Source organism: Psychrobacter sp. Ps7, from assembly GCF_022129225.1.
Lineage (GTDB): Bacteria > Pseudomonadota > Gammaproteobacteria > Pseudomonadales > Moraxellaceae > Psychrobacter > Psychrobacter immobilis_A.
Map to the genome: position 1 here is coordinate 1 of NZ_JADQAH010000047.1, position 26,247 is coordinate 26,247.

Here is a 26,247-nt window from a genome sequence, read left to right on the forward strand (position 1 = left end):
GCCGACTATCTTATCATAATGATTTGAATTGTCAAGCTTTTTTATGTTTTGTTTCTTCAAGTTAATTGGGTTATTTATATGTAATCTACATATAAATGCTCCAGCTCGTCTTGATGAGGGCGTATTATAGAGGGTTTGAATGTTTAGTCAAGGGCTATTTTAGCTTAATTTAAATAAACTTGGTGATTAAACTAAATTAGCAGGATGGCGACACTACTTTTGCTTTAACTGGATGGCAGTGTATGGGTTCTTGAGGCTGGGTCAAGGTGGTTTATTTACTATTTTGAAGATTATCTAAATTTGTCGTCAATACCTTCTATTTATCAGGCGGTTAGGGTTAAAGATAGTTTTACCCTTACCAACAACAGCCCTTGATCTTAGTTAGCGCTTCTTATATAGAAGCGCTTTTACAGCTTGCCTATCTTTTTGAAGAAGTCTTTATAAGCAGCAATTTTCTTATCTATCGCTAAAGGATATGCACGTGAAGTCGAAGGTAACCTATATAAGGTTAAATCATTAACATCCGCTTTTTGACTTTGGTTACTTTGCCATTGGTAAGGATAGTCCATACTTTGATTGGTCTTAGGATACTTAGACTTGGCAGGTGGCTCGGCTAATAAACCAAGCAGCACTTCTGTTGCCTTACCGCCCGTGGTAAACAAGGTTTCAACCTTTGGCACTTTTGGCAATATACTATCTAGGTCAACGGGTGTGACAACCGTTAAGTTTTTATCTGAAGCATTACCAGTCTTGCGAATCGCTTGCTTGACGGTCGGACAGGAGGCGATACCGCGCTCAAACATAAAGGCGCGAATACGCTCAGGATCGAAGCGTTTTTCTTTACCTACCCGAAAGTAATCCACATCGTCAAAAAATACACTGCCATAAATACGCCACATGTCATTGTAAAAGTTTGGATAGTGAAATGGCATTGCCCATTTATCAGCGGTCGGTGGAAAAGTGCCCATCATCATTACCGTAGCATTAGATGGTAAAACGGGAGCGAACGGATGCGTTTCTACCTCTGTTGCTTGGGCTTCAGATAATATTAAGCTGTTATCGGTTTTATGCGTATTATTATGGGTGTGATATGGTTGTGTAGTCATAAGATTCTTCATCAGAAAAGCGGTTTTTTTGCTATCATAGCAAGCCTAAACACTGCTTCATTTATTAGGGCGCGATTATAGTCAAACATAGTCGGCTTAAATAAGATCAATCCTGCTATAAATATATTTAGCTTACTTTATTATCAAAGTAGCAAGCTTACTATTTGTGAGACAGATATAAGGTTGAAGTGCAGTAAGTGTTTGTATCTTTTATACTAATGGCAACCGCAGTAACTGCGCAAGCATCAGACCAAAAACCAAGAGAAACCTTATGAGCGACTTAAAAATCACCGTCATTGATCACCCGCTAGTCCGTCATAAACTCAGCCTTATGCGCGAAAAAGACTGTAGCACTTATAAGTTTCGCACGTTAACCAAAGAGCTTGCACGCTTGATGGCGTATGAAGCAAGCCGTGATTTTGAAATTGAAACCTTCCCAATGCAAGGCTGGTGTGGTGAAATCACAGGTGAGCAAATCATCGGTAAGACGGCGACGATTGTACCGATTTTACGTGCGGGTATTGGTATGCTTGACGGGGTGCTCGATTTGATTCCTACAGCAAAAATCTCTGTCGTCGGCTTGCAACGTGATGAAGAAACCTTACAACCTGTGCCGTTCTTTGAAAAATTTGTCAGCCATATGGACAAACGCCCAGCCCTTATCATTGACCCAATGTTAGCCACTGGTGGCTCAATGGTTGCGACCATCGAAATGCTAAAGAAAAATGGCTGTACCAATATTAAAGCATTGGTATTGGTTGCGGCCCCTGAAGGCGTACGTGTGGTCAATGAAGCGCATCCTGATGTGACCATTTATACCGCCGCATTAGATAGCCATTTAGATGAACATGGCTATATCATCCCAGGTTTAGGCGATGCGGGCGATAAAATCTTTGGTAAGCAATTATTCAACAAGTAAGAAAAAACAAATGAATCAAAACTAGCCGTCGTCGTAACACCCATGACACATGTGCAAAACATCAATGATAAGGATATAAGATGAACGTATTGATTACAGGAGCAAGCGCAGGTTTTGGTAAAGCGCTGGCCGAGCGTTTGGTTGCAAATGGTCATCGCGTGATTGGTTGTGCCAGACGTTTAGAAAAACTCAATACTCTAGCAGATACTTGGGGCGAAACATTTTTACCTGTGGTCATGGATGTGAGTGACACGGCTACTATCCCGCAAATCATTGCTGATTTGCCTGATAAATTTAAGCAAATCGATGTCTTAGTAAATAACGCTGGATTGGCACTCGGTACAGAGCCTGCGCAAAATGCCAGTCTTGATGATTGGATGCGTATGACCGATACCAATATTAAAGGTCTAATGGCGCTGACCCATGCAGTGTTGCCAGCGATGGTGGCGCGCGATAGCGGTTATATTATCAACGTTGGTTCAATTGCGGGCAGTTGGCCTTACTTCGGCGGTAACGTCTATGGCGCGACCAAAGCCTTTGTCAAACAGTTTAGCTTAAATCTGCGCGCGGATCTCATCGGTACGCAAGTGCGAGTGACCAACCTTGAACCGGGTAATGTCGCGGGTACTGAGTTTTCAAACGTGCGTTACCACGGCGATGACGATAAAGCTGCCAAGGTTTACGACGGCTTTAAAACCATGACCGGCGATGATATTGGCAATATTTTATTATGGCTGATTGAATCGCCTGCTCATATTAACGTCAATCGTTTAGAAGTGATGCCAGTTGCGCAAACTTATAACGGGCTGACGATTGCTAAGCAAGATTCTTAAAATTTTAGCTGACCGTTTGGCTCACTAACGTAATTCATAAGAGCGAAGCAATATAGATTCCTTTATATTGCTTCTTTTTTTGCTACTAACATTCTCTTCATTGACCAAGCGCAATTCTTGAAAGTCTAAAATCAATACCTCATTGCGCAAGCGCTCGCTAGTACGTTTATTATGGCGTATCGGAAAACCCAATACGTGTTTACCTTTCACCACTATCTGATTGATAATGGTAATTGGATTATTCATCCTAACTTTCCTACTCAGCTTTTGCGCATTAATCACGGCAGTGGCGGGATTAACAGTTGTGGTTAAAGTCTTTGTCTGGCGCACGCTTTTTGGCAAATCTCCTGCAAAAAATAAGATTTGCTCTAGTGGTAAATACTGCGCGTGACGCATCAATTCCTGACGAAACAGCGAAGGCATATCAATGTTGAAACTGTCTTCTGTTTGCTGAGAAAACGCCGTAAAATTACGCTGTAAATAACGCCCAAATACGCTGCTATTAATCCAGTCTTGATAAGTATCATTAGCTAGTAATTGCCTAGTGAAAGTATTGGCATCTGGCGTGATATCTGCTGTCAGCATTGCCATCAATAGCGCCTGCGGATTGAGCAAGGTTTGCTGCTGCCAGATTTGCGGATATAGGCTGCTATCAAGCAATGGTAACGTCAGCTTGCCCATAGACTGATATCCTTATATTTTACTTGCTGACGTTTGATTCGATTGGTCAAAGTCTATGATAAGTCACTACTTTTACCGCTTAACTGCTTTTATGCTATGGTTAATTATCTACTTTAATATAGCAGTCTTTTAGAAATGAGATAAAGACTTTTGCTACGATACATTTTGGCTAAATCGACTTTGTAAAACCGCTTAATGAAAACAAGGTACATTGCCTTATGAAGAAAAAATTGATTAACTTGCCTACTAACTACCAGCTGAAAACGATTAATATCACTTTAACTGACGGTACGCTGCTACCAGTGTCAGTCATAGGCAGCGGCAAGCCTGTAATATTACTGCATGCTTATGGTATGGACGCGCGTGAGTTTTTGCCATTTATTTTTCCTTTGCTTGGCAAATATGCATTTTACCTGCCGCATCTACGAGGATTTGGTGCCGCAAAAGATATTAAGCTGACACAGTTTGATTTTGTGCGTCAGTATGCCGATGATATCAGCATTGTGATTGAGCAAGTTTGCTTGACACGCAATATAGAATCGTTGCCAGTTGCCGCTATTTCGATGGGTGCACAAGTAATGTGGGCGTATTTTGAGCGTTATGGCAGCGCGAAAGTTAGCCGTTATTTGAATATTGACCAAAGTCCTGCTATCCATAATCAGCCTGATTGGCAAGGTGGCTTGTTTGGTGCGCGGCAGCAAGAAGTATTCGATATCTTTCACGAAGTAATTGAGAAAACTTTACCTTATGCTGAAATGAAAAGCTTTACCCACCTACCATTTGCTCTAAAACGCCGTGCAACGGATGTCGAACGACTGTTCTCTCTATTATCTGTTAATCGAACGCGCTCGAAAGCGTTTATACAAGTGATGACTTATAAAAATGACCCCAAACTTGCGCTTTATGATCATAGTATTTGGCATCATAAAATGCGCTGCTTACAAGCCTATTTGACATTACCCTATGACTTTCGCGGTGCGATAGAGCGGGTCACTATTCCAGTGGTCAACCTCATCGGTGGTCGCTCCAAACTTTACGATGCTAAGTGGCAGCAACAAGTTACCCAAATGCTACCCAATGCTCGCGAAGTTGTTTTGCCGCGCTCAGGTCATGCGATACCAATGGATGAGCCAATTGGGTTTTATAAAGTATTAAAAGGATTTTTGCAGGATTAGTTGTTCATTTATATAAAAAAAGCGACTCCAAAAGTCGCTTTTTTATTTGAGTAATAAATTTTAAGCATTAATCCGCTAATGCTTTGATCAGCTCAAATCGCGGCACGTGCTTACCCTCAACTTCAACCGTTTCAGAAAACATAGATAACGGTCGCACCCATACGCCATACTCACCGTATAGGCAACGATAAACGACTAATTCTTCTTGGGTTTCCGAATGCTGAGCAGTGTGCAACACTTGATACAGGCTGCCTTTATAATGGCGGTAAATACCTTGAGGGACACTTTGAAGTTGTTGAGTCATAATTTTATTACTTGTATCAATTATTATAAAAGCTTAGTGAGCCTCATTAAGTTTTTTCGTCAGCGCTAATTTTACTCGTAGCCACTCAGATTTTATTAAGCTATACATCACTGTATCTGAAATAACGCCATCGCGGCAGACTCGGTTGCCTCGAATCACCCCATCTTTTTTAGCACCTAAACGCTCAATGGCTCGTTGTGAGCGATGATTGCCAATATCCGTGCGCCAGCCTACGGTTTGATAGTCTAAAGTCTCAAATATATGGGTTAGCAGCATGAGCTTACAAGTCGTATTAACATGCGTGCGCCAATACGATTTGGCATACCATGTATAGCCAATCTCTAAGCGTTTTGCAAAGGGTAAAATATCGTGGAAACTCGTTGTACCAATCGCTTTACCATTTGATTCATCAATAACGACAAATGCTTGTCTATCGGGCATTGAATCTGCGGTATTAATATAGTCAATAACCTTGTCTGGCTCAGGTACTGACGTCTCATTTATTTTCCATAGTTCACCATCTTGGCAAGCTTCGACTAAGTCAGTTGCATGACTTAGCGTCAACGGCTTAAGGGTAATGCCATTACTTGATAACGTAGGAAGGGCTAACATCTACTTCTCCTTAAGCCATAATGAACTTAGAAACTTTGGCTACCTAACTCAATTCTTTAACTACCCTACCGTCACTTTCGCATAAGCCTTTTTACCCGCTTGGATAACGACAGTTTGCCCAGCAGTTAGGCTAAAGCCTGCATCGACCACTTCGCCATCTACTTTTACCGCGCCACGCTTAATCATATCTTTAGCTGATGAGCTATTTTTAGCCAATCCAGCTTGGTTGAGTACTTGAGTAATAAATAGCGCCTCAGCACCTTCCAAATCTAACGTCACTTCTGGCAAATCAACAGGCAGTTCACCATCAGCAAGCACGTTACCTGCTGACTTGTGCGCAATGGCAGCAGCATCGGCATCGTGAAAACGCTCGATTAATTCTTCAGCAAGGATACGTTTGATTTCCTGTGGATTGCGACCATTTTCCATCTCTTTCATTAACGCTTCGACTTCTTCCATCGGCTTAAAGCTTAAAAACTCGAAGTAGCGACGGATTAAAGTATCTGGCATGGACAGTAGTTTTTGGTACATGGTGCCCGGTGCATCATAAATACCGACATAGTTATTCAGGGATTTAGACATTTTATTAACACCGTCTAGCCCTTCTAAGATTGGCACGGTGATACACACTTGTGGCTCTTGACCGTAGCGACCTTGCAGGGTGCGTCCCATTAGGATGTTAAAAGTTTGGTCAGTACCACCAAGCTCGACGTCCGCTTTTAGCGCGATAGAGTCATAACCTTGCACCAATGGGTAGAGAAACTCATGGATAGCAATTGGCGTTTGCGCGGCATAGCGTTTAGAGAAATCATCACGCTCAAGCATACGTGAGACGGTCAATTGGCTAGAAAGCTGAATCATGTCACCCGCCGACATATCCTTGAACCATTCGGAGTTAAAGACAATCTTGGTTTTTTCTTTATCCAAAATTTTAAAAACTTGTTCCGCATAAGTCTGTGCGTTGACTTTGATTTGCTCATCGGTCAATGGCGGACGGGTGCTGTTCTTACCAGACGGGTCACCAATCTTGGCAGTATAATCACCGATTAAGAAATAAATCTCATGACCCAAGTCTTGAAAATGTTTGAGTTTATTAATAAGCACGGTATGACCTAAATGCAGGTCAGGTGCAGTAGGATCAAAGCCTGCTTTGATACGTAGCGGACGATTGAGTTTCAGCTTTTTAACCAAATCTTCTTCAGATAAGATTTCTTGGGTGCCGCGTTGGATCAAGGCAAGCTGTTCTTCTAGGGTGTAGGTTTGCGTGGTCATGATGCTCTCTTTATTGTCTTTATTAAAAGGGTAACGCGTTTGGGCTATTTAGAATCTCATAGCCAGTAAAAGATGTTAGAATTTGAGAGATATACTAGCGTTTTTTAAGGTAAATTGCCATGACCAAGCCCGTATCGATTGACGATATTCAGAATACTCCTGACACAGATTTAAGTTTAGAGATGAGCTTAGATAGCCGTCTAGATAATATTGACGATTTAAACTATGCCACCTTGACCGATGCACTCGAGCAAACCGTGTTTGAAAACTTCGATGATGGCTTATATATCGGCATGATGTCTGGCACCAGCTTAGACGGGATGGATGCGGTTCTTTGTCAGTTTAGTAGTGATAGTAGTGCTGAAAAAGATACACAGCAACCGATGCGACTGTTAGCAACTCATAGCCAAGAGTTTCCGCCGCGTTTGCGTGAAGTATTATTGGCTTTATGTCAGCCTAATGGTGTTCAAGAATTAATACCTGCAGAGGGTGAACCAAACAGCGAATTAGACTGGTTCGGTTGGGCAAGTAAAGAATACGCTGAATTTGCCAGCGAGGTGGTCAATAATTTATTGCAGCAATCGAATACTGATGTAGAGTCAGTGTTGGCGATCGGCTGTCACGGTCAAACGGTACGCCATCGTCCGCAACTGGGCTTTAGCTTGCAATTGGTCGATGCCAACATCATTGCTGAGCGTACTGGCATTAGCGTCGTCAGCGATTTTCGCCGCCGTGATATGGCAGTTGGCGGTCAAGGAGCGCCTTTGGTTCCAGCTTTTCATCAAGCGTTATTTGCCACGCCTGATAGCACGCGCGTGTTATTAAATTTAGGCGGTATTGCCAATATCACAGTCTTGCCAGCAAACGATAGCCCTGTGATTGGTTATGATACGGGTCCTGCCAATTTATTGTTGGATGCGTGGACGGCATTGCATACTGATAAAGATTATGATGCTGGCGGCACTTGGGCGCAGTCTGGACAAGTGGTTGAGCCGCTACTTAATCAGCTAATAGAACATCCATTTTTTGCGCGAACGTATCCAAAAAGCACTGGGCGTGAAGATTTTAACTTAGCATGGCTACAGGATGAGCTGCAAAAGTTCGATCAGGCATCTGCCCATATTCGCTATTCGTCAGCGGATGTGCAGGCGACGCTTACTGAACTGACAGCGATGAGTGCCAGTATGCAAATTAACATGTTTATTAATGCTCATGAAAATAGCTCGGTTTACGTCTGTGGTGGCGGTGCATTAAACGATTATTTGATGACTCGCTTGCAAGCGCATCTGCCCCATTGCACGGTAGAGACCACCGCAAGCTTAGGACTGAATCCAGCGTGGGTCGAAGCCGTCGCCTTTGCATGGCTCGCACGGCAAACACTAATAGGTGAAACGGGTAATTTGCCAGCCGTGACTGGTGCGAGTAAAGGCGTGGTTTTGGGTCAGGTTTGTTTCGCCTGACTGGTCAAATTTTAGTTTACACACGTGCACTTATGTGTTTTATAATGAATTCTGAAATACCCTCCTCTTAGGACTTGTAAGTATAGGATATATCGCATGAGCCAACACAGCAGTTCACTTACTGATCAAGCTACCAATGATGCTAGCGCAACAGCGGAGCATCAACCGCGTCAGAAACTACCGCACTATGAGCGTAGCGATGACTTGCGCGTCGTAATTACGGGTATGGGTGCGTTGACACCTTTGGGACTCGACGTCGATAGCTCATGGACTAAACTGCTCAATGGTGATAGCGGCATCGCGCCAATTACACATTTTGATGCTACTGGCTATCGCGCTCAAATTGCTGGCGTGGTCAAGGATTTCGATGCCAAGCAATATATGAATGCCAAAGACGCGCGACGCTATGATGAATTTATTCATTATGGTATTGCCGCCTCTAGTATGGCATTACAGAACGCTGGTTTTATCGATGAAGTAAGTGCTGCTGACGCACCTGTGCAAAATGTCGATCAAGAGCGATTCGGCATTATTTTAGGCTCAGGTATTGGTGGTATCCAAACCATTGAAAACAGTCGCGATACGCTACGAGAAAAAGGTGCTATGAAAGTTTCGCCCTTTATCATTCCTGGCTCTATTGTGAATATGGCAGCAGGCTTAGTCGCGATTAAACATACCTTAAAAGGTCCCAACCTTGCGACATCGACGGCTTGTACCACCGCTACCCATGCAATGGGTCTCGCTGCACGTTTGATTGCTTATGGTGACGCCGATGTCATGCTAGCAGGCGGTAGTGAAAAAGGCTCAAGCCCACTTGGCATATCAGGTTTTGGTGCCATGCATGCCCTCTCAACTCGCAATGACGAACCAACCAAAGCCTCGCGTCCCTTTGACAAAGACCGTGATGGTTTTGTGCTCGGTGATGGCGCGGGTATGGTGGTACTAGAAAGCCTCGCTCATGCCAAAGCACGCGGTGCAACCATACTCGCTGAACTGGTCGGCTTTGGGATGAGTGATGATGCCAGTCACATCACAGCACCGCCTGAAGATGGCAGCGGTGCGGCGCGAGCGATGCGTAATGCCCTAAATGATGCAGGCATTGAGCCATCGAGTGTTGGTTATGTCAACGCTCATGGCACCAGCACCCCTGCGGGTGATGTCGCTGAATCGATTGCTATTGAAACCGTTTTTGCCCCAGTCAAAGACCGCATTTTGGTTAGCTCAACCAAATCGATGACGGGTCATTTGCTTGGTGCCGCGGGTGCTGTTGAAGCCATATTTACCGTCCTTGCCCTACAGCATCAGCATGTGCCACCCACCATTAATTTGGACAATGTGGAAGACAACTGTAACCTCGACTATGTCGCCAACCAATCGCGCAAAGTTGAAAACCTACAGTATGCCGTATCCAATAGCTTTGGCTTTGGTGGTACCAATGGCTCGTTAGTATTTGCGCGCTGGCCCGTGAATCATTAAGGTATAAAACTCACCATGTCGGTCGTTGTAACCTTGGTGTCAGATTTGCTACGTTTGTCCACTTGCAGCCCCTTATCGTATTTGCGTATGATAAGGGGTAATTTTTGGAACATTTATGGACGATACCATGTCAAGCTACTCATTTTCCCATCAGTTTTACCAGCGCTGGACGTGTGCGCCTGAGCCTATTCGCGCAGCAATTACCCAAGAGCTAAAAGACATCACCACCTTACTGCAAAACGATACCCCATTTGAAAGCTTTGTCTTTAATACTCATGATTTGGATACCCACATCGATGAGCTATACGAAAACCATGAAGCGGAGCAAGCCATCGCTAAAGCCATTACTGACAAAAAAGCCGAAGAGCAAGCGACTGCTGAAAAACAGCAGCGAGAAGAACAACAAAAAGTAAAAGCGGCAGAGGATGCCAGATTAAAAGAAAGTGCTAGATTAAAAGAGGCAGCCAAACTTCGTGAAGCAGCAGATACCGCGCAAAAAGAACAACAGAAAATTGAGCAAATAGCCGCTGATAAAACGACCGCTATAAACACCAATGATGCCAGCGATTCAGAATCGCTCAGCATTGATAACACGGTTGAGAAAAACCAAAATGTTGAAAAATCGGCTGCGACGCAATCTAGTTCTGAGAACAAAACCATCAGTGAACATGCTAATGTCGCTCATGACAAGCATATTAATGACGACCACAGCATAAAAGCGGTCAATGACAAAGCCAGCGCCGCCATTAAACTGGCATTGAAAGATGCGAAACTGAGTACTACACATCAAGAAATGATCCGTGAGTTGGAAATGCAAATTGATGATTATCTCAGTGAGCAAATGATGCTGATGTCTGAGAATTTAAAATCTTGGTTACGTGCTGAAGTGACTCAAAATGTAAGCGAAGATGAAGCAGGAACTGACAAAGAGTCTAAAAAAAGCTAAATGCTGCGTCCTACGCATCACCCTTTAGCAATAAATCCTTAGTAACAAATTCCTAGTACTAAAAAACCCCCGTAAACTTTACGGGGGTTTTTTCATTTTAGCTTCGTCGATATGAGCGTTTACTTTAGATAGCCTTAGTCCGCTCAGTCAGCCATTCAAGTGCCGCACCTTCAACGCGGTCTTTTAGCTCTGCATAGACTTGGCTATGATAATTATTCAACCAATCAATTTCGATTTGAGTTAATAATGACGACTCAATTAAACGGGTATCAATTGGGCAATAAGTGACGGTCTCAAAATTAAGAAAATCGCCGAATTCCGTTTCTATAGGCTGGGCAACACGTTTATTAACCATCAGGTTCTCAATACGAATACCGTATTTGCCTTCACGGTATAGACCTGGCTCATTACTTGAGATCATGCCCTCTTTCATCGCACGCTCTTTCGGCATGCTGGCACTATAAGCAATCACTTGTGGGCCTTCATGGACGTTCAAGAAATAACCAACGCCATGACCAGTACCGTGACCATAATCCATCTGTGCCTGCCATAATGGTGCACGGCATATCGCATCGATGAGTGGTGAAGCGATACCATCAGGGAAATGTGCTTTTGCTAAGGCAATATGGGCTTTGAGTACGGTGGTAAAGTCACGTTTGTGTTCGCTACTTACCTGTCCAATACCGACCACACGGGTGATATCAGTGGTGCCGTTTTGATACTGAGCGCCTGAATCAATGAGCAATAAACCACCCTCACCTTCATTGACATCTAGGTAGCTAAATTTTTCTGGCGTTGCGCGATAATGTGGCAGCGCACCATTTTCATTAAAGCCTGCGATAGTCGGGAAACTTGGCGATACATAATGTGGCTGCTGACTGCGCACTTCGATGAGCATACTATCAACGTCCAGCTCGCTTAAACGCTCACCGTCTGCTAAACGCTGCTCAAATGCGGCAAAAAACTCACTTAATGCCGCGCCATCTTGACGCATGGCTTCACGCACATGGTCGATATCAGCGTCAGATTTAACCGATTTTAGCAACGTACTTGGCGCCATTTGCTCAATAAAACCTATGCCATCGCCCATTTTAGATAACGTACCTACTGCCACTTTACTTGGGTCTAATAGCAATAAGTCATCAGCAGTCAATGTGCCCAACGCATCTTGCACAGCATCATAATCAGCAAGGGTGATACCGCTGTCTTTTAAGCTTTGTGCTATCTCGCTACTGACTTTATTATTATCGATAAACAATGTCGCGTCATGTTCGCTAATGAGCATATGTGCCAAAAACACAGGGTTATAGTCAACATCAGCGCCGCGTAAATTGGTCAACCAAGCAATATCGTCTAAGCTTGAAAGCAAGTGATGGGTTGCGCCTGCCTCAGCCATACCTGCGCGTACAGCGGCAAGTTTTGAGGTAGCAGTCTGCGCGACAAACTGCGCATCGTGTTGATATAGACTGGCAGTAGGTAGCGCTGGACGATCGCTCCATATTTCTGTCAATACGTCACGCTCAGTGATTAAGGTAATGTCATTGGCATCAAAGGCATTTAACAATCTATCTTGCTCAGAGATAGACAATACATTGCCGTCGACTGCCACGCTATCGCCTTCTGCTAAGTGCTCGGCGAGCCAATCAATATGATTTGGCTGACCCGGTGCAAGCTTCTCTAAGCTAATACCAGTACCTTCTAATTGGTCAGCGGCGTGTACCCAATAGCGGCTGTCCGTCCATAATCCAGCAAAATCAGCGGTAACAACGAGCGTCCCGACTGAGCCTGTGAATCCTGATAACCATAAGCGCGCTTGCCAATATTCTGGCAGATACTCAGATAAATGCGGATCAGCAGACGGTACGATAATCGCGGTCAGATCTTGTGCTATCAACGCCTGACGTAGGCTGTCGATACGATCGTGGATGCTTTGTTTATTCATAAAAGGTGTCCTTATTGATTTTAAAAAATAAGATTTGGAAAAATCATATTGTGAGGCGACTATGGATAGTCGTCTTATTTGAGCGAGTAAACTGTTTTAGGCGTTTGCTATTTATCATTCATTGAATGCTCAGCATCTAAACCTACATAAGCAGCTCAATGTCTTAAAAATTAAAATATTGTCAATGACCAGATAAATGAGGCTAGCTATTTTTAGGAGCATTACAGCAGAGCATTATTAGATGTTTGGGCGGAAAGCGTACTTTCAATAGCGTGGGGGCAATAACTTACTAAGTGTCACCATAAAACGTGCTACCGATCATGGTAACACGTCTCGCCATCTAACATTTTTGCTGGTATTGCTATTGATCCTAAATCCGTTAACCGTGTGTCTGAATTAGCTCAGCTTATCTGCACGCTCGCTTTTTTGCAGCATATTATTGATCGGTTTGGCTAATGCCAATAAGACAACGGCTGTGACCACCAAAAAGATCGTCATCATCGTAAATAAGCCCGGCAACCCTTCGATCTTATCCGCTGATACTTGACCACCAAAGAACGCAGCAACCAAATTACCTAAAGCAAGAGAAGCAAAGAAAAGCCCCATCATCTGACCTTGCATGCCTTTTGGCGCAAGCTTAGTCATTGCAGACAGACCAACAGGACTGAGCGCCAACTCACCAAGGGTCAGCAATAATAAACTACCCACTAACCATAAAGGTGAAGCCAATCCACCATCGCTAGTCAAAATGCTTTTTGAGGCAAATATCATCAAGGCAAAGCCTGCAGCGGCAAACAACATACCAAGCGCAAACTTTACCATACTATTTGGCTCAAGGCCTCGATTGGCAAGCTTGACCCAGACAATGCTAATGATCGGCGCTAATATTAAAATAAACAAAGGATTAAGCGATTGAAACCAAATACTAGGCACTTCAAAGCCTAAAACATTCAGGTCTGTATAGCGATCGGCGAACAGGTTAAAAGACGTTGGCTGCTGCTCAAAGCTTGACCAAAATAGCGTCGAGCCGATGATTAAGATAAAACAAATTAACAAACGCAGCTTGTCAGTTTTATCCAATCGCGGTGAAATAAACATGACAGCAAAGTATAATATGACGACTGCGGCAATGAGGTAAGTCATATACTGAGCAACCATTTCAGGGTTAAATGGCATAATACCAGTCGACACTAAGACAGTAATGGCAGCAAGTAGCGCGAGAAACCCGCCAACCCAGCGACCTACATTTTTGAAACGTCCAGTCGTTTGTTCCCATTCAGGCGTAATGTTTTTGGCACGAGCATAACGATTTAAGGTTTTTTTAGCTGAAAAACGATAAATCAATAGTGAAGCTAACATGCCAAGACCACCGACACCAAAGCCTACATGCCACATACCTTTTTCTTTAAATACGCCAACGATAAGGGCAGCCAGTAGCGCACCAATATTGATACCCATATAAAATAGAGTAAAGCCGCTATCACGGCGTGCATCGCCTTTGGGATACAACGTTCCGACCATCACGGAGATACAGGTTTTAAATAAGCCTGAACCGAGAACGATACACATCAAACCCACAAAAAACAGCGTCATCCCAAACATAGCCGATAGTGCGATACACAAATGACCAAGGGCGATAATAATACTACCCCACCAGAGTGCACGCTCTTGACCGAGCCAATTATCAGCCAACCAGCCACCCGGTACTGCCGCTAAATATAACGAACCAGCAAAAATACCATAGATAGCAGAAGCTGTAACTTCATCGAAACCAAAACCGCCACTACCGACGGTCGCTACCATAAATAATACTAATAGTGGACGGATACTATAATAAGAGAATCGCTCCCACATTTCTGTGAAAAACAATGGACGTAGCGGCTTAGGGTGCCCCATAAATCCATTATCTAGTGCTGCCAATTCAGCAGCACTAACCTCTGACTTTGATTCTGCACTCATAACTTTATTCCTTTAAAGACCACTGTATTAACGACCAAATATATAATTATCCCGACAAGCGGTCATATAGGCGCATCATTGTTTCACTTGGATATAATCAAGTAAAGAAATAATTGGTCAATAATTACACAAATACCCACAAAAAAGCCCGCTATCATTGGCTGAAAGCGGACTTTTATTTTTAGCATCAATGTCAGTGATGACGACGCTGTTGTGCTTATGGTATTACAATAATACTTAGGTTTTAAGCAAAAACACTTAGGCTTTAAGCAAAAATACTTGGACTTTAAGCGAAGCGGTTTGTCGATCCGTACTTTAAAAAAGTAGCATCGACTTACGTATATTACTGTGCGGCTACCGCTTCATCAGTGGTATCACCCGCTTCCAAATCACCGTCTGCTTGCTCAGCCGTTAGATCAGCATCTGCAACCGCAGTTTGACTGACTGTACCAGAAGCAGTTGCAGTACCAGCTTCTGCAGTAACCACAGCGCTATCAGTATCGGTCGCTGGGGTAACGCTTGCGTCTGCAGCAGTATCAGTCGCTGTAGCATCCGCGGCTACAGGTGCTGTTTCAGCTGGCGCAGTGTCTTCAGCAGCAATCGCTTCTGCTTCATCAGCCGCCGCTGAGGTTTCGGTTGTCTCAGCAGTAATGTGCTCGCCTGCTGGACGCAAAAATCCAGAAATACCAATAAGTAAGACGATACCTAAAAATAAGGCAACACCGCCTAAAGCAAATAAGAACTCTTTTTTAGGGTTGTTTTCGACAATATGTTCTGACATACCTTATCCACCTTGCACAAAATATTTAAAATATTGGTCTATTATATCGCAATTCGTACCGATTTGTTAAAACCCTTAAGTATTTAAAGGATTTATTATCAACAAACTTTGCCACTCGCTTTTGTGGTTAATTCTCATAACCCATTCTAGCGATTCATTATGACTTGTAATAATAGCCAGTTATTTTAGCGACTTACCCAAACGCGGTTGCGGCATCCCACGCTTACCAAAGTAGCTCAAGACAAGTAACAGCGTAATGATAAAGAGAATCGGATAATTACCGAAGCTCATAAAAGGTGTATTACCAACCCGCGCCTGAACATCACCGCGCAATACGGTGCGCTCAAACTGCGGTGCACGCTCGACGATACGACCTTTATGATCGATGATCGCGGTCACGCCCGTATTGGTCGCACGCATAAACCAACGCCCATTCTCTAGCGCGCGCATCTGCACCATTTGCAGATGTTGCAATGGACCTGCCGACGTACCAAACCAAGCATCGTTTGAGATGGTCAATAAGAAGTCCGTGCCAATCGCGTTTTTACGAGTGGTATCAGGGTAAGCCACTTCATAACAGACTGCTGAGCCCAAATTATGACCACGTACACGCAGCGGTGATTGGTTGTCACTACCACGACTATAGCTCATGATTTCTTGACTACCAGCAAGGTTTGGCAAGATATCTAACATGCCTTCGAAGGGAATATATTCACCAAATGGTACCAGGCGCTGCTTTTTATACATGCCCTCAGCGTCACTACCTAGCGCAACCACGCTATTATAAAATGGCGGATATTTATCCGTTTTTGGGTCAAAGTTTTCTAAATCTCTATAAGGAATACCTGTTACCCACGTGGTATCTGTTTCTTTGGCCATTTTAACCATTTCACTGATAAAGCCAATCGCTTCATCTTGAAACATAGGAATCGAGGATTCTGGCCATAAGACGATATCGCGATCCCACTCAGTACTTGTCAGAGTTGCATAAATTTTTAGGGTTTCTATTTGATATTCGGTGAGCCATTTTAAATCTTGTGGAATATTACCTTGGATTAAGGACACGGACAAATCAGGTGTGCCTTTTGGTTTCGTCCATTGCGGATTAATCAACCATAACGCGCTGCTAATGACCAACAATGCTATCGACGGAATCATATAGCCGCCACGGCGACGCAATAGCTCAACCAAACTGGCTGCCAATAATACCGCCACAAAAGACACTGCAAAGACGCCAGCAACTGGTGCTAATGACGATAACCAATACTGCTCCGTAAAGGCATAACCGACAAACAACCACGGGAATCCAGTGAACAGCCACGTTTTCAGCCACTCTTGGAGTATCCATAGCGCCGCAAACGACAATGGCTGACGACCGACCATACGGTTGAAAACCAACGCCAAAAAGCCATGGAATAAGCCCATGCCTAACCCCATCAGCGCAATCATAATCAGCGCAAGCCACGCTGGCGTATCGCCATAAACATGAATAGAGGTGTATAACCAAAATGCACCAACGCACCAAAGTCCCGTACCATAAGCCTGACCGATAAGAAAAGCACGTTTACCGCTCATATCAGGCATCAATAATGCATATAAAATAGCAGGCGAAACCAATGCTAGTGGCCAAATGCCATAAGGCGCCAGTGCAAATATAAACACCGCACCTGCCAACAACGCAATCAATACCGTCAGCGCTATAGGCAAACCCTTTGGCTTATCAGGGTTCAGGCGTTTTTGTAAATCAACAGTAGACAGGCGCATAGCAGTTATCCAAAACCATATTTTTCAAAATTTTAAGCGTCAACATTCAGATGAAAACCAAGCTGAAGCAGACCGTATTGTGTTTTGTACAGTATCTAAAAGTTAAACCCGCCCATGATACCAGTCTCAACCCATTAATAGGTAACATTGCGTAGCAAATACCCAATAGCAAACACAAAAAAAACACGACCGCAATCGTGTTTTTTTGAGTATATCAAACAATGTTTAGGTCGCTATCGACACATCAATGACTGCCTATCAATATTTGCTGATCAGGATTGATTTTGGTGAGCTCAAGATTTTGGATAAAACGCCCTTCAACATCAGTAATAGTGATTTTCCAATCATCTATCACCACGCTTTCACCTTCCAAATCACCCACATAACCAAGCGCCTGCATGACTAGACCACCCATGGTATCGACATCCGTATCATCAAAATGACTGCCAAGCTCATCATTACAGTCTTCAATCACGGTAGACGCTTGCACACGCCACGTATTTGGTTTTTCAGGATCAGCGACGATGTTATTGATATCACTGTCTTCATCGAAGTCATCATGCTCATCGACGATGTCACCCACAATCTCTTCAAGCAAGTCTTCCATGGTAACGACACCGCCAAAGTTGCCGAATTCATCGACGACAATCGCCATATGTACTTGGGTACGCTGCAATGAGCGTAACAAGGTATCAGAACGTGCCGTCTCACTAATATATAGCGGCTGACGTACCAAATCTCTCAAACGTTTGCTATCGATTTTATCTTCTTGATCGCGCACCATATGCACAAGAATAGGAATCAAATCTTTTGCCAATAAAATGCCAATGACGGCATCATCATCTTGACTGTCAAAGACAGGATAGCGCGAATGGGTGGTCTCAAGGATGATATCCATCACCTCAGCGAGACTGGTGCTTTCGTGTAGCCCAACCACTTGCGGACGCGGAGTCATGATTTCGCGCACTTGTGTCGCAGGCAGATCCAGCACGCCTTCTAACATATCGACGGTATCAGGCTCTAAGAACTGGCGCGAGTCTTGTACCAGACGAATCAATTCGTCACGGGTTTCGGGGGCGGTCGATAGCCAGCGTTTTAAGCCGCGCATCGACCAACTACTCGGGCTGGGAGTGTCGTCAGACATGGTGATGTGATTTAACCTCTTTAGTTAATAACAATTAAAATAATACGTAAAAACAATAATACGTAATAACAGACGTAGATGGGGATGAATACAGCAAATAAAACAGATCTTTGATTATTAAATTATAAATGGAGCAGATCAAAGTAGCTTCACTTTAGCGCAAGGCTCACCGACATTCAACGATAAATTCACTCAAATTGTATTGTCAGTACGTTATAAACTTTGCTATGGTCAAAGCCTTCACACACCAAAGCACACCCTATGTCGCTACGTTCCTTTTTCTCTCGCCTGCTCACGCCGCACTCACATAGCCATCGTTCAGATAACGGCTTGGACACGCTTGAGTCAAATAATCATGGTTCGGATAGACACGGCTTAAAAAATAACACTGCGAATGGTCGCCAACCGACACCTACATGGCGATATTATTTTGTACAGTTTTTCATCATTATTACCTTGCTACTGTCAGCCGTCTGGTTATTGCTGGCGATTTGGTATCAGTTTGGGGCAGGCTCTGCCATCACTTGGTTAGCCGCAATTTTCATTGTTGGTGTACTGACAGCCTTACTGAGCGTTCGCTATTGGCCGAAAATAGCTCAGCGCTTTGATCATAAACAACACAGCAGTAAACCATGGAGCAACAAAGCAACCATAAATAGCAAGTCAGTAACTAAATGGTTAACCGCTTTATATGGTGCTATTTGGTTGGTAGGCGTTGGCTGGTTCTTCTCTATTGAACCCCAGCAAGAGCGCGACTGGATGGCTGAGGTAAGTGAAAGGGTCACTTATGAGCGCGATGCAACCAACCCTAATTTAGTGACCCTAACCAATGTACGTAACTTTGATTGGCATACCGACACGGAGGCGACCGAACGCTGGGACACACGTACCATTGATATGTCTAAACTATCTGGCGTCGATGTCACCAACTCTTACTGGATGGGTCCACTAATTGCCCATACTTTGGTCAGCTTTCGTTTTGAAGATGATAGACCACTTGCTTTCTCGTTTGAGATTCGTAAAGAAGAAGGCGAGTCGTTTTCGGCATTGGCAGGATTTTTTAGACGCTATGAGCTGAGCCTGATTGCCGCAGAAGAGCGCGATATTATTTATACCCGAACGAATGCGCGTGGCGAGCAAGTTTATCTATTTCCCGTTAGCAACTTGCAGCAGCACGAGGTCAAGTCACTATTTGAATCTTACTTAACCGCTGCCGATGAATTGAATACCAAGCCTGCTTGGTACAACACATTACTCAGTAATTGCACCAATATCATTTTTTATATGGCGCGTATCGTCAGTGGCGATCGCCTGCCGTGGGATTATCGGATTTGGGTCTCTGGCTGGCTGCCAAATTATCTATATGATGTCGGTATGCTTGACGCTAATCCAGAAAAGACTGGACAGCCGTGGTCAATGGATACATGGTACGAGCGTACCCATATCAACTCAAAGGTTAAAGAATTCAATAATCAAATCAATCTAGTGTCTGACGTTAATAGCAACGAAAACAGCCGCGAGTTTTCTGAGCAAATTCGTCAGAATATTCCTATCCCGCCATTGGCTGACACGCAAGAAGATGCTGAGGCAAAAGCCAAATCTGCAGCTCATGCTTCTTATTAAAATTAAGTAGCATTGTACTTTTATCCTCCAATAATACCAACGTCACTGATTTCACTGATTTCAGTAACTCTCAGTATTATCAAGGCTTCACCCAGCTGACCACCCGCTCCTCCATCGCTTCATCAGACATACCAGTCTCAGAAACACAGCGCCCAGCCACGCCAACATTGGCAGCACGCATTTGTTGCTGCGTTAGCACTGCATCTTGGGTCAATAACAAATGCCAACTTGGCAAATTTTGTCCTTTATACAAACGCTTATAGGCGCAGTGCGAAGGCAACCACATCATCTGCGGCAGATTGTCCATGGTCAGCTGAATACAGTCTGGTACATGCTCTTGACGCGTGTCATAGTGCTGACAATAACCCGTCGTACAGTCCATTAGCTGGCAAGTCACATCGGTATACTCGACCAACTCTTCATCCACATCACCATGCTCATCTTCGTCAATATACTTAATCAAGCAGCAACTACCACAGCCATCACACAACGCTTCCCATTCGCTATGATTGAGTTCTGACAGTGCAAAGCACGACCAAAAATTCGGACGCAATGTGTCATTGAGCTTACTGTCATGGTCGCTATTGCTTTCATTACCACTATCAGGAAATAAGCTCACAGCTGATTTTTCCGTGACTTTTAGCGGCAAAGTTTCGTCAGATTCTAGATGAGCTGCACAGTTGTTTAACAAATTTAGTGTCATAAAGGTGCCGTAGCATTTTGATAAAGAGCGTTACAGTATTATAGCTGTTTTTGCCTAGGTTGAGCGTTAAGGTAGTAAAAGTAAGAAAAACGATATAGCAAAAACACAGACAAATCACCTCTATAACGTAAAACTCCTCACATAAAAAAGGATAATAATATGTCAATTAAGACTTTTGAATTAATCAGTACCACCGAAAACGGTGTCCAGCTTATCAGCTATGTGGCACTGCCAGAAAATGCATCTGACGACCATCCTGTTGCGGGAATTTTAGTAGCGCCAGAATGGTGGGGTATCGTTGATCACCCAAAATCAGTGGTCGAGCGCTTGGCAGAAGCAGGTTATGCTGCCGTCGCAATGGACGTTTACGGTGAAGGCAAGCTGACCACCGATGCTGCACAAGCGAATATGTGGATGGAGCAAGTATTAGAAGATCAAGATATGCTGATGGCGCGCTGCCGTTTAATCCTTAATGACTTTAGCGACCAGTTAGCCGTTGATGGTGACAATCTAGCAGCGATTGGCTTTTGCTTCGGCGGTAAGGTCGTGCTTGATATGGCTCGCGAAGGCATGCCATTAAAAGCGGTTGCCACTTTCCATGGCAACCCAACACCAAAACAGCCAGCGGATAAAAACTTCACCGCTAACGTATTGGTTGCTCACGGTCGCGATGATTCAATGGTATCAATGGAAGCAATAGAAGGTCTAAAATCAGAACTAGATGCTGCTGGTGTTGACTATATTATCGATGTTTATGACAACGCTAAACATGGTTTTACCAACCCACATGCCGATGAGCGCGCTGCTAAAAATGAGGTTGATCTTGGCTACAACGAAGCTGCTGCCAAGCAAAGCTGGGAAAACATGCTTGAATTTATGGAAAATAACTTAGGTAAATAATCTTTGAATCAGGCATATCAATAGCTGTTTTCAGGTTATTAACACACTATTTATTAACCCCTATCTATTAACCCAATATATAGCAGAGTGCGCCCGCCGCACTCTGCTTTTTTTATCGTAAACAAATCCATATTGATCATTACATATTTACAAAGGCTTACTATTAGTAAGGATTTAAGACGCTAACATGATTATTGTACAGTCGTGATTCATATAATCGGTCACACCGCTTGCTGATAGCTCTCTAATCACTCACTAATAATAAGGTAAAACCATGAAAACCATCCAACAACTATTCGACTTTCATCATAAAACCATCATTATCAGTGGTGCAGCAGGCGCTATTGGTAGCGAGGCGGCACGGTTTTTAAGCTCATTAGGAGGCAACATTGTCCTCGCTGATTTAAATGAAGATAAAGTGAAGCAAATTGCCGCTGATATCGAAAAAGAAACAGGCAATGCAACCTTAGGCCTGAAAACTGACTTTACTGATGAGACGCAAATTGCAGCCTTGGTCGATGCAACTATTGAAAAATTCGGTAAGATTTCTGCAGTAGTCAACAACGTCGGTTGGGGTGCAAATACGCCTTTGTGGGAATCTACCACCGAAAAAATGGTCAATGCGTACAAGCTCAACACCTTGGGATCTTATCATTTAACTCGTTTATGTATGCCGTATTTAAAACAAGAAGAAAACGCCTCTGTGGTATTTTCTGGATCCATGGTTGGCAATACACCATCGCCAGAATTTATCGAATACAGCACAGCTAAAGCGGGCTTGCTAAATATGGTAAAAAGTATGGCGGTCGCATCAGGTCCTGAAGTGCGCTTTAATTCACTAATCATCGGTACAGTAGATAATGGTGCTTCCTCTGAAGAAGCTGGTTATACCCAAGAAATGATCGATAATGTGGTCAAAGGTATCGTCCTAAAACGACGTGGCGTGCCAGCAGATATCGCTCAAGCGATGGCGTTTTTGTTAAGTGATGCAGCGTCTTGGATTACTGGTGCTGAACTGACAGTCAATGGTGGCGGTGTTTACAAAAGCAAAATGCCAACCTCATAAACTCAGTCATCATTTTAATCATAAACTTATAAACGATACATAATAGGGCGTGTTGAGCATTCGAACATACTGGGTAGGATTTTATCTACTCAGTATTTTTTATGCATAAACCTACCTGATTAAACTTGGAACATAAACCATGACAACAACATTAAACGCAAAATTGCTAAAAGGCGCTATGCTTACTGGCGTAATCAATGCCTTCATTAACGGCGGCATACAATACTTCTTCTTAAAAACATACTCATCAATCGCAATATCTGTTGACTCTATTACCAATAATGAAGACACGGTGCTCGGTACCTCCGTTACCTTATCGATTACGTTAGCCATGATTTTGACTATGGTGGCTTATTTTGGTATCAAAGAAAAAAAAGTAGCCTTCTTCCCAACCGCTTTTTGGTTGACGATAAAGCATGGATTTTTCACCTTTGGGGTATTGACCTCTCTTGCTGTACTATGGCAAAAATACGCAGGTACGGTCGAAGTATCTTTGATTTCAGCTTTAATTATTATCGGTGTTATTGCAGGTATCGTCTCAGGTATGGTGAATTATCTAACCCTGCGTGAATGTACATTATCAGAAAGACATAAATTATATGCCGCTTAAACATCTTAGTTTATAAAGCATCAAGGTCAGCTCCATGATCGTGAACGAATAATCTTGGGCTAGCCCGTTTATTTTGATGAGCGCTTTGCTTGTGTTTGCTTTGAAATCGAGTCATCATCAAGCCATCAAATATTGAGTAACGGTGTGGTAGCGCTATGTCTGATATCAGCGGGTTTGTATGGCTTGTTTGTCTAGTAGTGATTATCGTTTTTTACCATAAACTAAAGCGACGCGTTGATCAGCTTCAACAAGACATCACGCAACTGCAAGATGAGTTACAAGCGCAGCAACACCGTGTCAGCTCTATGAATAATAACGCCAATAATGACGTTGATGTTCATACTGAACCAATGGCTCAAACGATAGCTGAGACTCACTCGCCCCAACCTATTATCGAGGAGCTATTTGACTCAGCACCTCCTTTACCTACTGCTACGATTAACCCGAAACCAATCCCTTCTCCAAAAAAACCATCGCCCATAGAGCCGGATGAGCGCTCACTACCTATCGTCACTTCACTCATTCACTCCATCAAAAACTGGTTTTTTGGCGGTAATCTAGTCGTACGCGTTGGCGTGATCGTCTTACTTATCGGTGTGGTGCTACTACTTCGCTTGTTAAGCGACTATATCGAAGTGTCGATAGCATCCAAGCTTTTAGCGATAGGCATCCTCGGTTTAGGTCTGGCAGCATTAGGTCTAAAATTGGCAAAAAATCGCTTTGCTTATGGCATCACCCTACAAGGCGCAGGCTTAGCGATTGCGTATTTAACGACCTTTTTTGCCTATAGCGTTTACCAAGTCTTGCCTAGTTTACCGAGTTTTATTGGGCTTGGGCTATTATCTGCGATTACCATTGCACTCGCCGTGCGTCAAAATGCCTTTCCACTAGCTTTGTTGGCATTATCGGGTGGTTTTTTTGCGCCTATTTTGACCAGTGGAAACACGGGCAGTTTGGTGGTACTGTTTAGTTACTATCTACTATTGAACGTGACGATTGCGATTATCGCGCATTACCGCCCATGGAAAATACTAAATTTATTCGGGGTCACTGTGACCTTTGGGTTGGCTTACTACTGGGGCATCAGTGAGAATTTGAGCACGGTCATTGAGGCGCAGCGCTGGTCTTTAGTCCTACTGGTCACCTTACATTTACTGCTATATCTGTTTGTCGTCATTCGCTACGCCCAACAAATCATTGCCTACAATACTCTTAATGAAACAGACATCATCCAGACAGAGAGCGCAGACAACGTAAAGCATTTAGATAGCGTTCAGGCAAGAAATAATAGCTATGTATTCCCTATTGATACTGGCTTGCTGTTTTCCGTGCCGATATTAGCCTTTGGTTTATTTGCGGCATTATTAGATGACATTTCTAACGCCTTAACCATCGCTAGTGCTATTTTAGCCACTGTTTATTTAGGACTCGGCTGGTTGTTTGTGCAGCGTAGCCAGCGTTATGCCTTAATCACCGAAGGCATGCTGGCTTTAGGGTTTGGCTTTTTAGCACTGGTGATCCCGCTGGCATTCGATGCTGAATGGATTGCTTTTGGCTGGTCAGTACAAGGACTGGCGCTGGTCTGGTTTGGACGGCGTTTATTGCGAGCTTGGTCAGTGTTATTTGGTTTGTTATTGCAGCTAATCAGTATAGGTATGCTGATGGTAAAAGTAGTCTTCGCCATTCAAGATTATCCAACATTGGCCTTAACCATTTCGGCTATCAGCTATCTAGCAACGATATTTATCTTACGCGTCAGCAACTCGCCAACTACATTGAATGATAGCAGCGACATCTTGGATAGCGACTTAAATAGCAGCTTAAACAATAACGTAAACAATGACTTAGAGTTATCCCAAGAGCAAAACACCACGCCAGATGCGATAGCAACCTATGCCAACGCATTAGGTATTAGCACTCATGCCGCCCAGCAATGGCTAACCTCAATCAACAGCCACAGCACCGTGTTTAATCTTGTTTGGCACAGTCCTATACTCATAAGGTTTTTGACCTTTACGGCTATAGCGTGGCTACTACAAGTGCTGCTGCTTGATTTTAACCAGTGGTTTGTCAGTTGGACACTGGCAACGACGACCATGATTGCACTCGCAGCTCTAATCAGCCTTGCCATATATTGGACAATCAATCGTTATCACTCGTGGATAGAAATCAGACAGCTTAGCCACGGCTTATCGATCGTCTTTTATCTCATGCTCGTCCTACAATTGCCACAAAAATTCGAGTTTCACTTAATATGGCAAGGAGCAGATTGGCTACTATTGACTGGTTTAATCGTTGGTTGGTTGATTATTGGACAATCGTGGTTAAAGACATGGTACGACCACTCCGAGCTGTCACGCTATGATGGCACAAGCTGGCTGGGAGCTAGCATTTTAATCATTGCTGCCGCCGTCCACTATGGACTCGCAGATTCCGCTGGCGTGATGGCTGTCTTGAGTCCAGCCATTTTAATATTGGCTGGATTATGGTGCTGTCATCGTTATGCTTACTATCCCAAGCAAAATACGCGTACAAACAAGGCATTCAAGCAAAGCCCACTGTACTGGTTTGATTGGCAACAAGCGCTATTGAGCTGCGCGGCTATCTTTGCGCCCATTGCTTTAAGTTGGGTCATCATTACCAACTGGTCTTATGATGGTGTAATTTGGGATATGTCATATTTTCCGCTATTGAATTTATACGACATTACCTCATGGCTGACGCTATTGGTTGGGTTTAGTCTATATTACATGAGCCAACATCGCCGCGATGAGAGTCGTATCGAATCAAGTGCAGCTGCCAAATCTAAGCGCATATTCACTACTGATAATTTACTGATTATATTAGGGCTTATCAGCTTTTGGCTGATTTCCAGTATGTTGGTCAGAACGCTACATACCTTTATCGGTACACCGTTGTGGGACAGCGCTCAGGGCGGCGCATGGAATAGCGAGCAAGTGCAGACAGGGTT

Annotated in this window: 22 protein-coding genes; 11 read left to right on the forward strand and 11 right to left on the reverse strand. The window is 43.7% G+C overall.

Translation table 11 applies throughout. The annotated features are described in order from the left end of the window. Positions 1–407: 407 nt before the first annotated feature. The gene (locus I3257_RS12580; RefSeq protein ID WP_346014820.1) at positions 408–974 is read right to left on the reverse strand and encodes a DNA glycosylase; all 567 of its coding nucleotides are present in this window, start codon (positions 972–974) and stop codon (positions 408–410) included. A 403-nt stretch (positions 975–1,377) separates the two neighbouring features. Here I3257_RS12580 and upp point away from each other — a divergent pair, with 403 nt between their 5' ends. Then, complete coding sequence (upp, locus tag I3257_RS12585; RefSeq protein WP_045445969.1) at positions 1,378–2,025, forward strand: uracil phosphoribosyltransferase; 648 nt, start codon at positions 1,378–1,380, stop codon at positions 2,023–2,025. Positions 2,026–2,105: 80 nt separating this feature from the next. Continuing rightward, positions 2,106–2,858 carry an SDR family NAD(P)-dependent oxidoreductase gene (locus I3257_RS12590; protein WP_238049959.1) on the forward strand — a complete coding sequence of 251 codons (753 nt, stop codon included), beginning with the start codon at positions 2,106–2,108 and terminating at the stop codon, positions 2,856–2,858. A gap of 24 nt (positions 2,859–2,882) precedes the next feature. On the opposite strand, the gene I3257_RS12595 is transcribed toward I3257_RS12590, so the two are convergent. Then, complete coding sequence (locus I3257_RS12595; protein ID WP_238049960.1) at positions 2,883–3,539, reverse strand: hypothetical protein; 657 nt, start codon at positions 3,537–3,539, stop codon at positions 2,883–2,885. Between the two features lie 218 nt (positions 3,540–3,757). Between I3257_RS12595 and I3257_RS12600 the strand changes: the two genes are divergently transcribed. Then, complete coding sequence (locus I3257_RS12600; protein ID WP_238049961.1) at positions 3,758–4,714, forward strand: alpha/beta hydrolase; 957 nt, start codon at positions 3,758–3,760, stop codon at positions 4,712–4,714. 67 nt (positions 4,715–4,781) lie between these two features. Here I3257_RS12600 and I3257_RS12605 read toward each other — a convergent pair whose 3' ends face one another. The 3 genes from I3257_RS12605 to tyrS are packed head-to-tail and all read right to left on the reverse strand — an operon-like array spanning position 4,782 to position 6,902. Continuing rightward, positions 4,782–5,018, reverse strand: coding sequence for a DUF1653 domain-containing protein (locus I3257_RS12605; protein WP_238049962.1), 237 nt, complete (start codon positions 5,016–5,018; stop codon positions 4,782–4,784). A 33-nt stretch (positions 5,019–5,051) separates the two neighbouring features. Then, the gene (locus I3257_RS12610) at positions 5,052–5,630 is read right to left on the reverse strand and encodes a GNAT family protein (RefSeq protein WP_238049963.1); all 579 of its coding nucleotides are present in this window, start codon (positions 5,628–5,630) and stop codon (positions 5,052–5,054) included. Positions 5,631–5,690: 60 nt separating this feature from the next. Continuing rightward, the gene (tyrS, locus tag I3257_RS12615; protein ID WP_238049964.1) at positions 5,691–6,902 is read right to left on the reverse strand and encodes a tyrosine--tRNA ligase; all 1,212 of its coding nucleotides are present in this window, start codon (positions 6,900–6,902) and stop codon (positions 5,691–5,693) included. 119 nt (positions 6,903–7,021) lie between these two features. On the opposite strand from tyrS, the gene I3257_RS12620 reads away from it, so the two are divergent. The 3 genes from I3257_RS12620 to I3257_RS12630 all read left to right on the forward strand — a co-directional run bounded on the left by I3257_RS12620 (position 7,022) and on the right by I3257_RS12630 (position 10,784). Then, positions 7,022–8,362: an anhydro-N-acetylmuramic acid kinase gene (locus tag I3257_RS12620; RefSeq protein ID WP_201560914.1), complete on the forward strand. Its 1,341-nt coding sequence runs from the start codon at positions 7,022–7,024 to the stop codon at positions 8,360–8,362. 96 nt (positions 8,363–8,458) lie between these two features. Next, complete coding sequence (fabF, locus tag I3257_RS12625) at positions 8,459–9,838, forward strand: beta-ketoacyl-ACP synthase II (protein WP_201560913.1); 1,380 nt, start codon at positions 8,459–8,461, stop codon at positions 9,836–9,838. A 115-nt stretch (positions 9,839–9,953) separates the two neighbouring features. Continuing rightward, positions 9,954–10,784 carry a hypothetical protein gene (locus tag I3257_RS12630; protein WP_201560912.1) on the forward strand — a complete coding sequence of 277 codons (831 nt, stop codon included), beginning with the start codon at positions 9,954–9,956 and terminating at the stop codon, positions 10,782–10,784. 124 nt (positions 10,785–10,908) lie between these two features. Here I3257_RS12630 and I3257_RS12635 read toward each other — a convergent pair whose 3' ends face one another. The 5 genes from I3257_RS12635 to I3257_RS12655 form a co-directional block, all read right to left on the reverse strand. Continuing rightward, positions 10,909–12,726 (reverse strand): aminopeptidase P family protein, encoded by a 1,818-nt coding sequence (locus tag I3257_RS12635; protein WP_201560911.1) that lies wholly within the window; start codon positions 12,724–12,726, stop codon positions 10,909–10,911. A gap of 396 nt (positions 12,727–13,122) precedes the next feature. Continuing rightward, positions 13,123–14,685 (reverse strand): peptide MFS transporter, encoded by a 1,563-nt coding sequence (locus I3257_RS12640; protein ID WP_201560910.1) that lies wholly within the window; start codon positions 14,683–14,685, stop codon positions 13,123–13,125. 343 nt (positions 14,686–15,028) lie between these two features. Beyond that, a complete protein-coding gene (locus tag I3257_RS12645; protein ID WP_060491940.1) occupies positions 15,029–15,466 on the reverse strand; it encodes a hypothetical protein in 438 nt (145 codons plus the stop codon). A 180-nt stretch (positions 15,467–15,646) separates the two neighbouring features. Then, a complete protein-coding gene (gene lnt, locus I3257_RS12650; protein WP_045445955.1) occupies positions 15,647–17,230 on the reverse strand; it encodes an apolipoprotein N-acyltransferase in 1,584 nt (527 codons plus the stop codon). Positions 17,231–17,474: 244 nt separating this feature from the next. Continuing rightward, entirely contained in the window at positions 17,475–18,374 is a 900-nt protein-coding gene (locus tag I3257_RS12655; protein ID WP_045445952.1) for a CBS domain-containing protein, read from the reverse strand. A gap of 261 nt (positions 18,375–18,635) precedes the next feature. Here I3257_RS12655 and I3257_RS12660 point away from each other — a divergent pair, with 261 nt between their 5' ends. Then, positions 18,636–19,997 (forward strand): DUF4105 domain-containing protein, encoded by a 1,362-nt coding sequence (locus I3257_RS12660; RefSeq protein ID WP_238049965.1) that lies wholly within the window; start codon positions 18,636–18,638, stop codon positions 19,995–19,997. A gap of 79 nt (positions 19,998–20,076) precedes the next feature. Here the strand turns inward: I3257_RS12660 and I3257_RS12665 are convergent, their stop codons facing one another. Then, a complete protein-coding gene (locus tag I3257_RS12665; RefSeq protein ID WP_238049970.1) occupies positions 20,077–20,550 on the reverse strand; it encodes a YcgN family cysteine cluster protein in 474 nt (157 codons plus the stop codon). A 309-nt stretch (positions 20,551–20,859) separates the two neighbouring features. On the opposite strand from I3257_RS12665, the gene I3257_RS12670 reads away from it, so the two are divergent. From I3257_RS12670 to I3257_RS12685, 4 genes are all read left to right on the forward strand, one after another. Beyond that, the gene (locus I3257_RS12670; protein ID WP_238049966.1) at positions 20,860–21,600 is read left to right on the forward strand and encodes a dienelactone hydrolase family protein; all 741 of its coding nucleotides are present in this window, start codon (positions 20,860–20,862) and stop codon (positions 21,598–21,600) included. A gap of 274 nt (positions 21,601–21,874) precedes the next feature. After that, positions 21,875–22,666: an SDR family oxidoreductase gene (locus I3257_RS12675; RefSeq protein ID WP_238049967.1), complete on the forward strand. Its 792-nt coding sequence runs from the start codon at positions 21,875–21,877 to the stop codon at positions 22,664–22,666. A 139-nt stretch (positions 22,667–22,805) separates the two neighbouring features. Continuing rightward, a complete protein-coding gene (locus I3257_RS12680; RefSeq protein WP_055125326.1) occupies positions 22,806–23,276 on the forward strand; it encodes a hypothetical protein in 471 nt (156 codons plus the stop codon). A 155-nt stretch (positions 23,277–23,431) separates the two neighbouring features. Then, a partial coding sequence (locus I3257_RS12685; RefSeq protein ID WP_238049968.1) for a DUF2339 domain-containing protein occupies positions 23,432–26,247 on the forward strand: 2,816 nt, incomplete at its 3' end.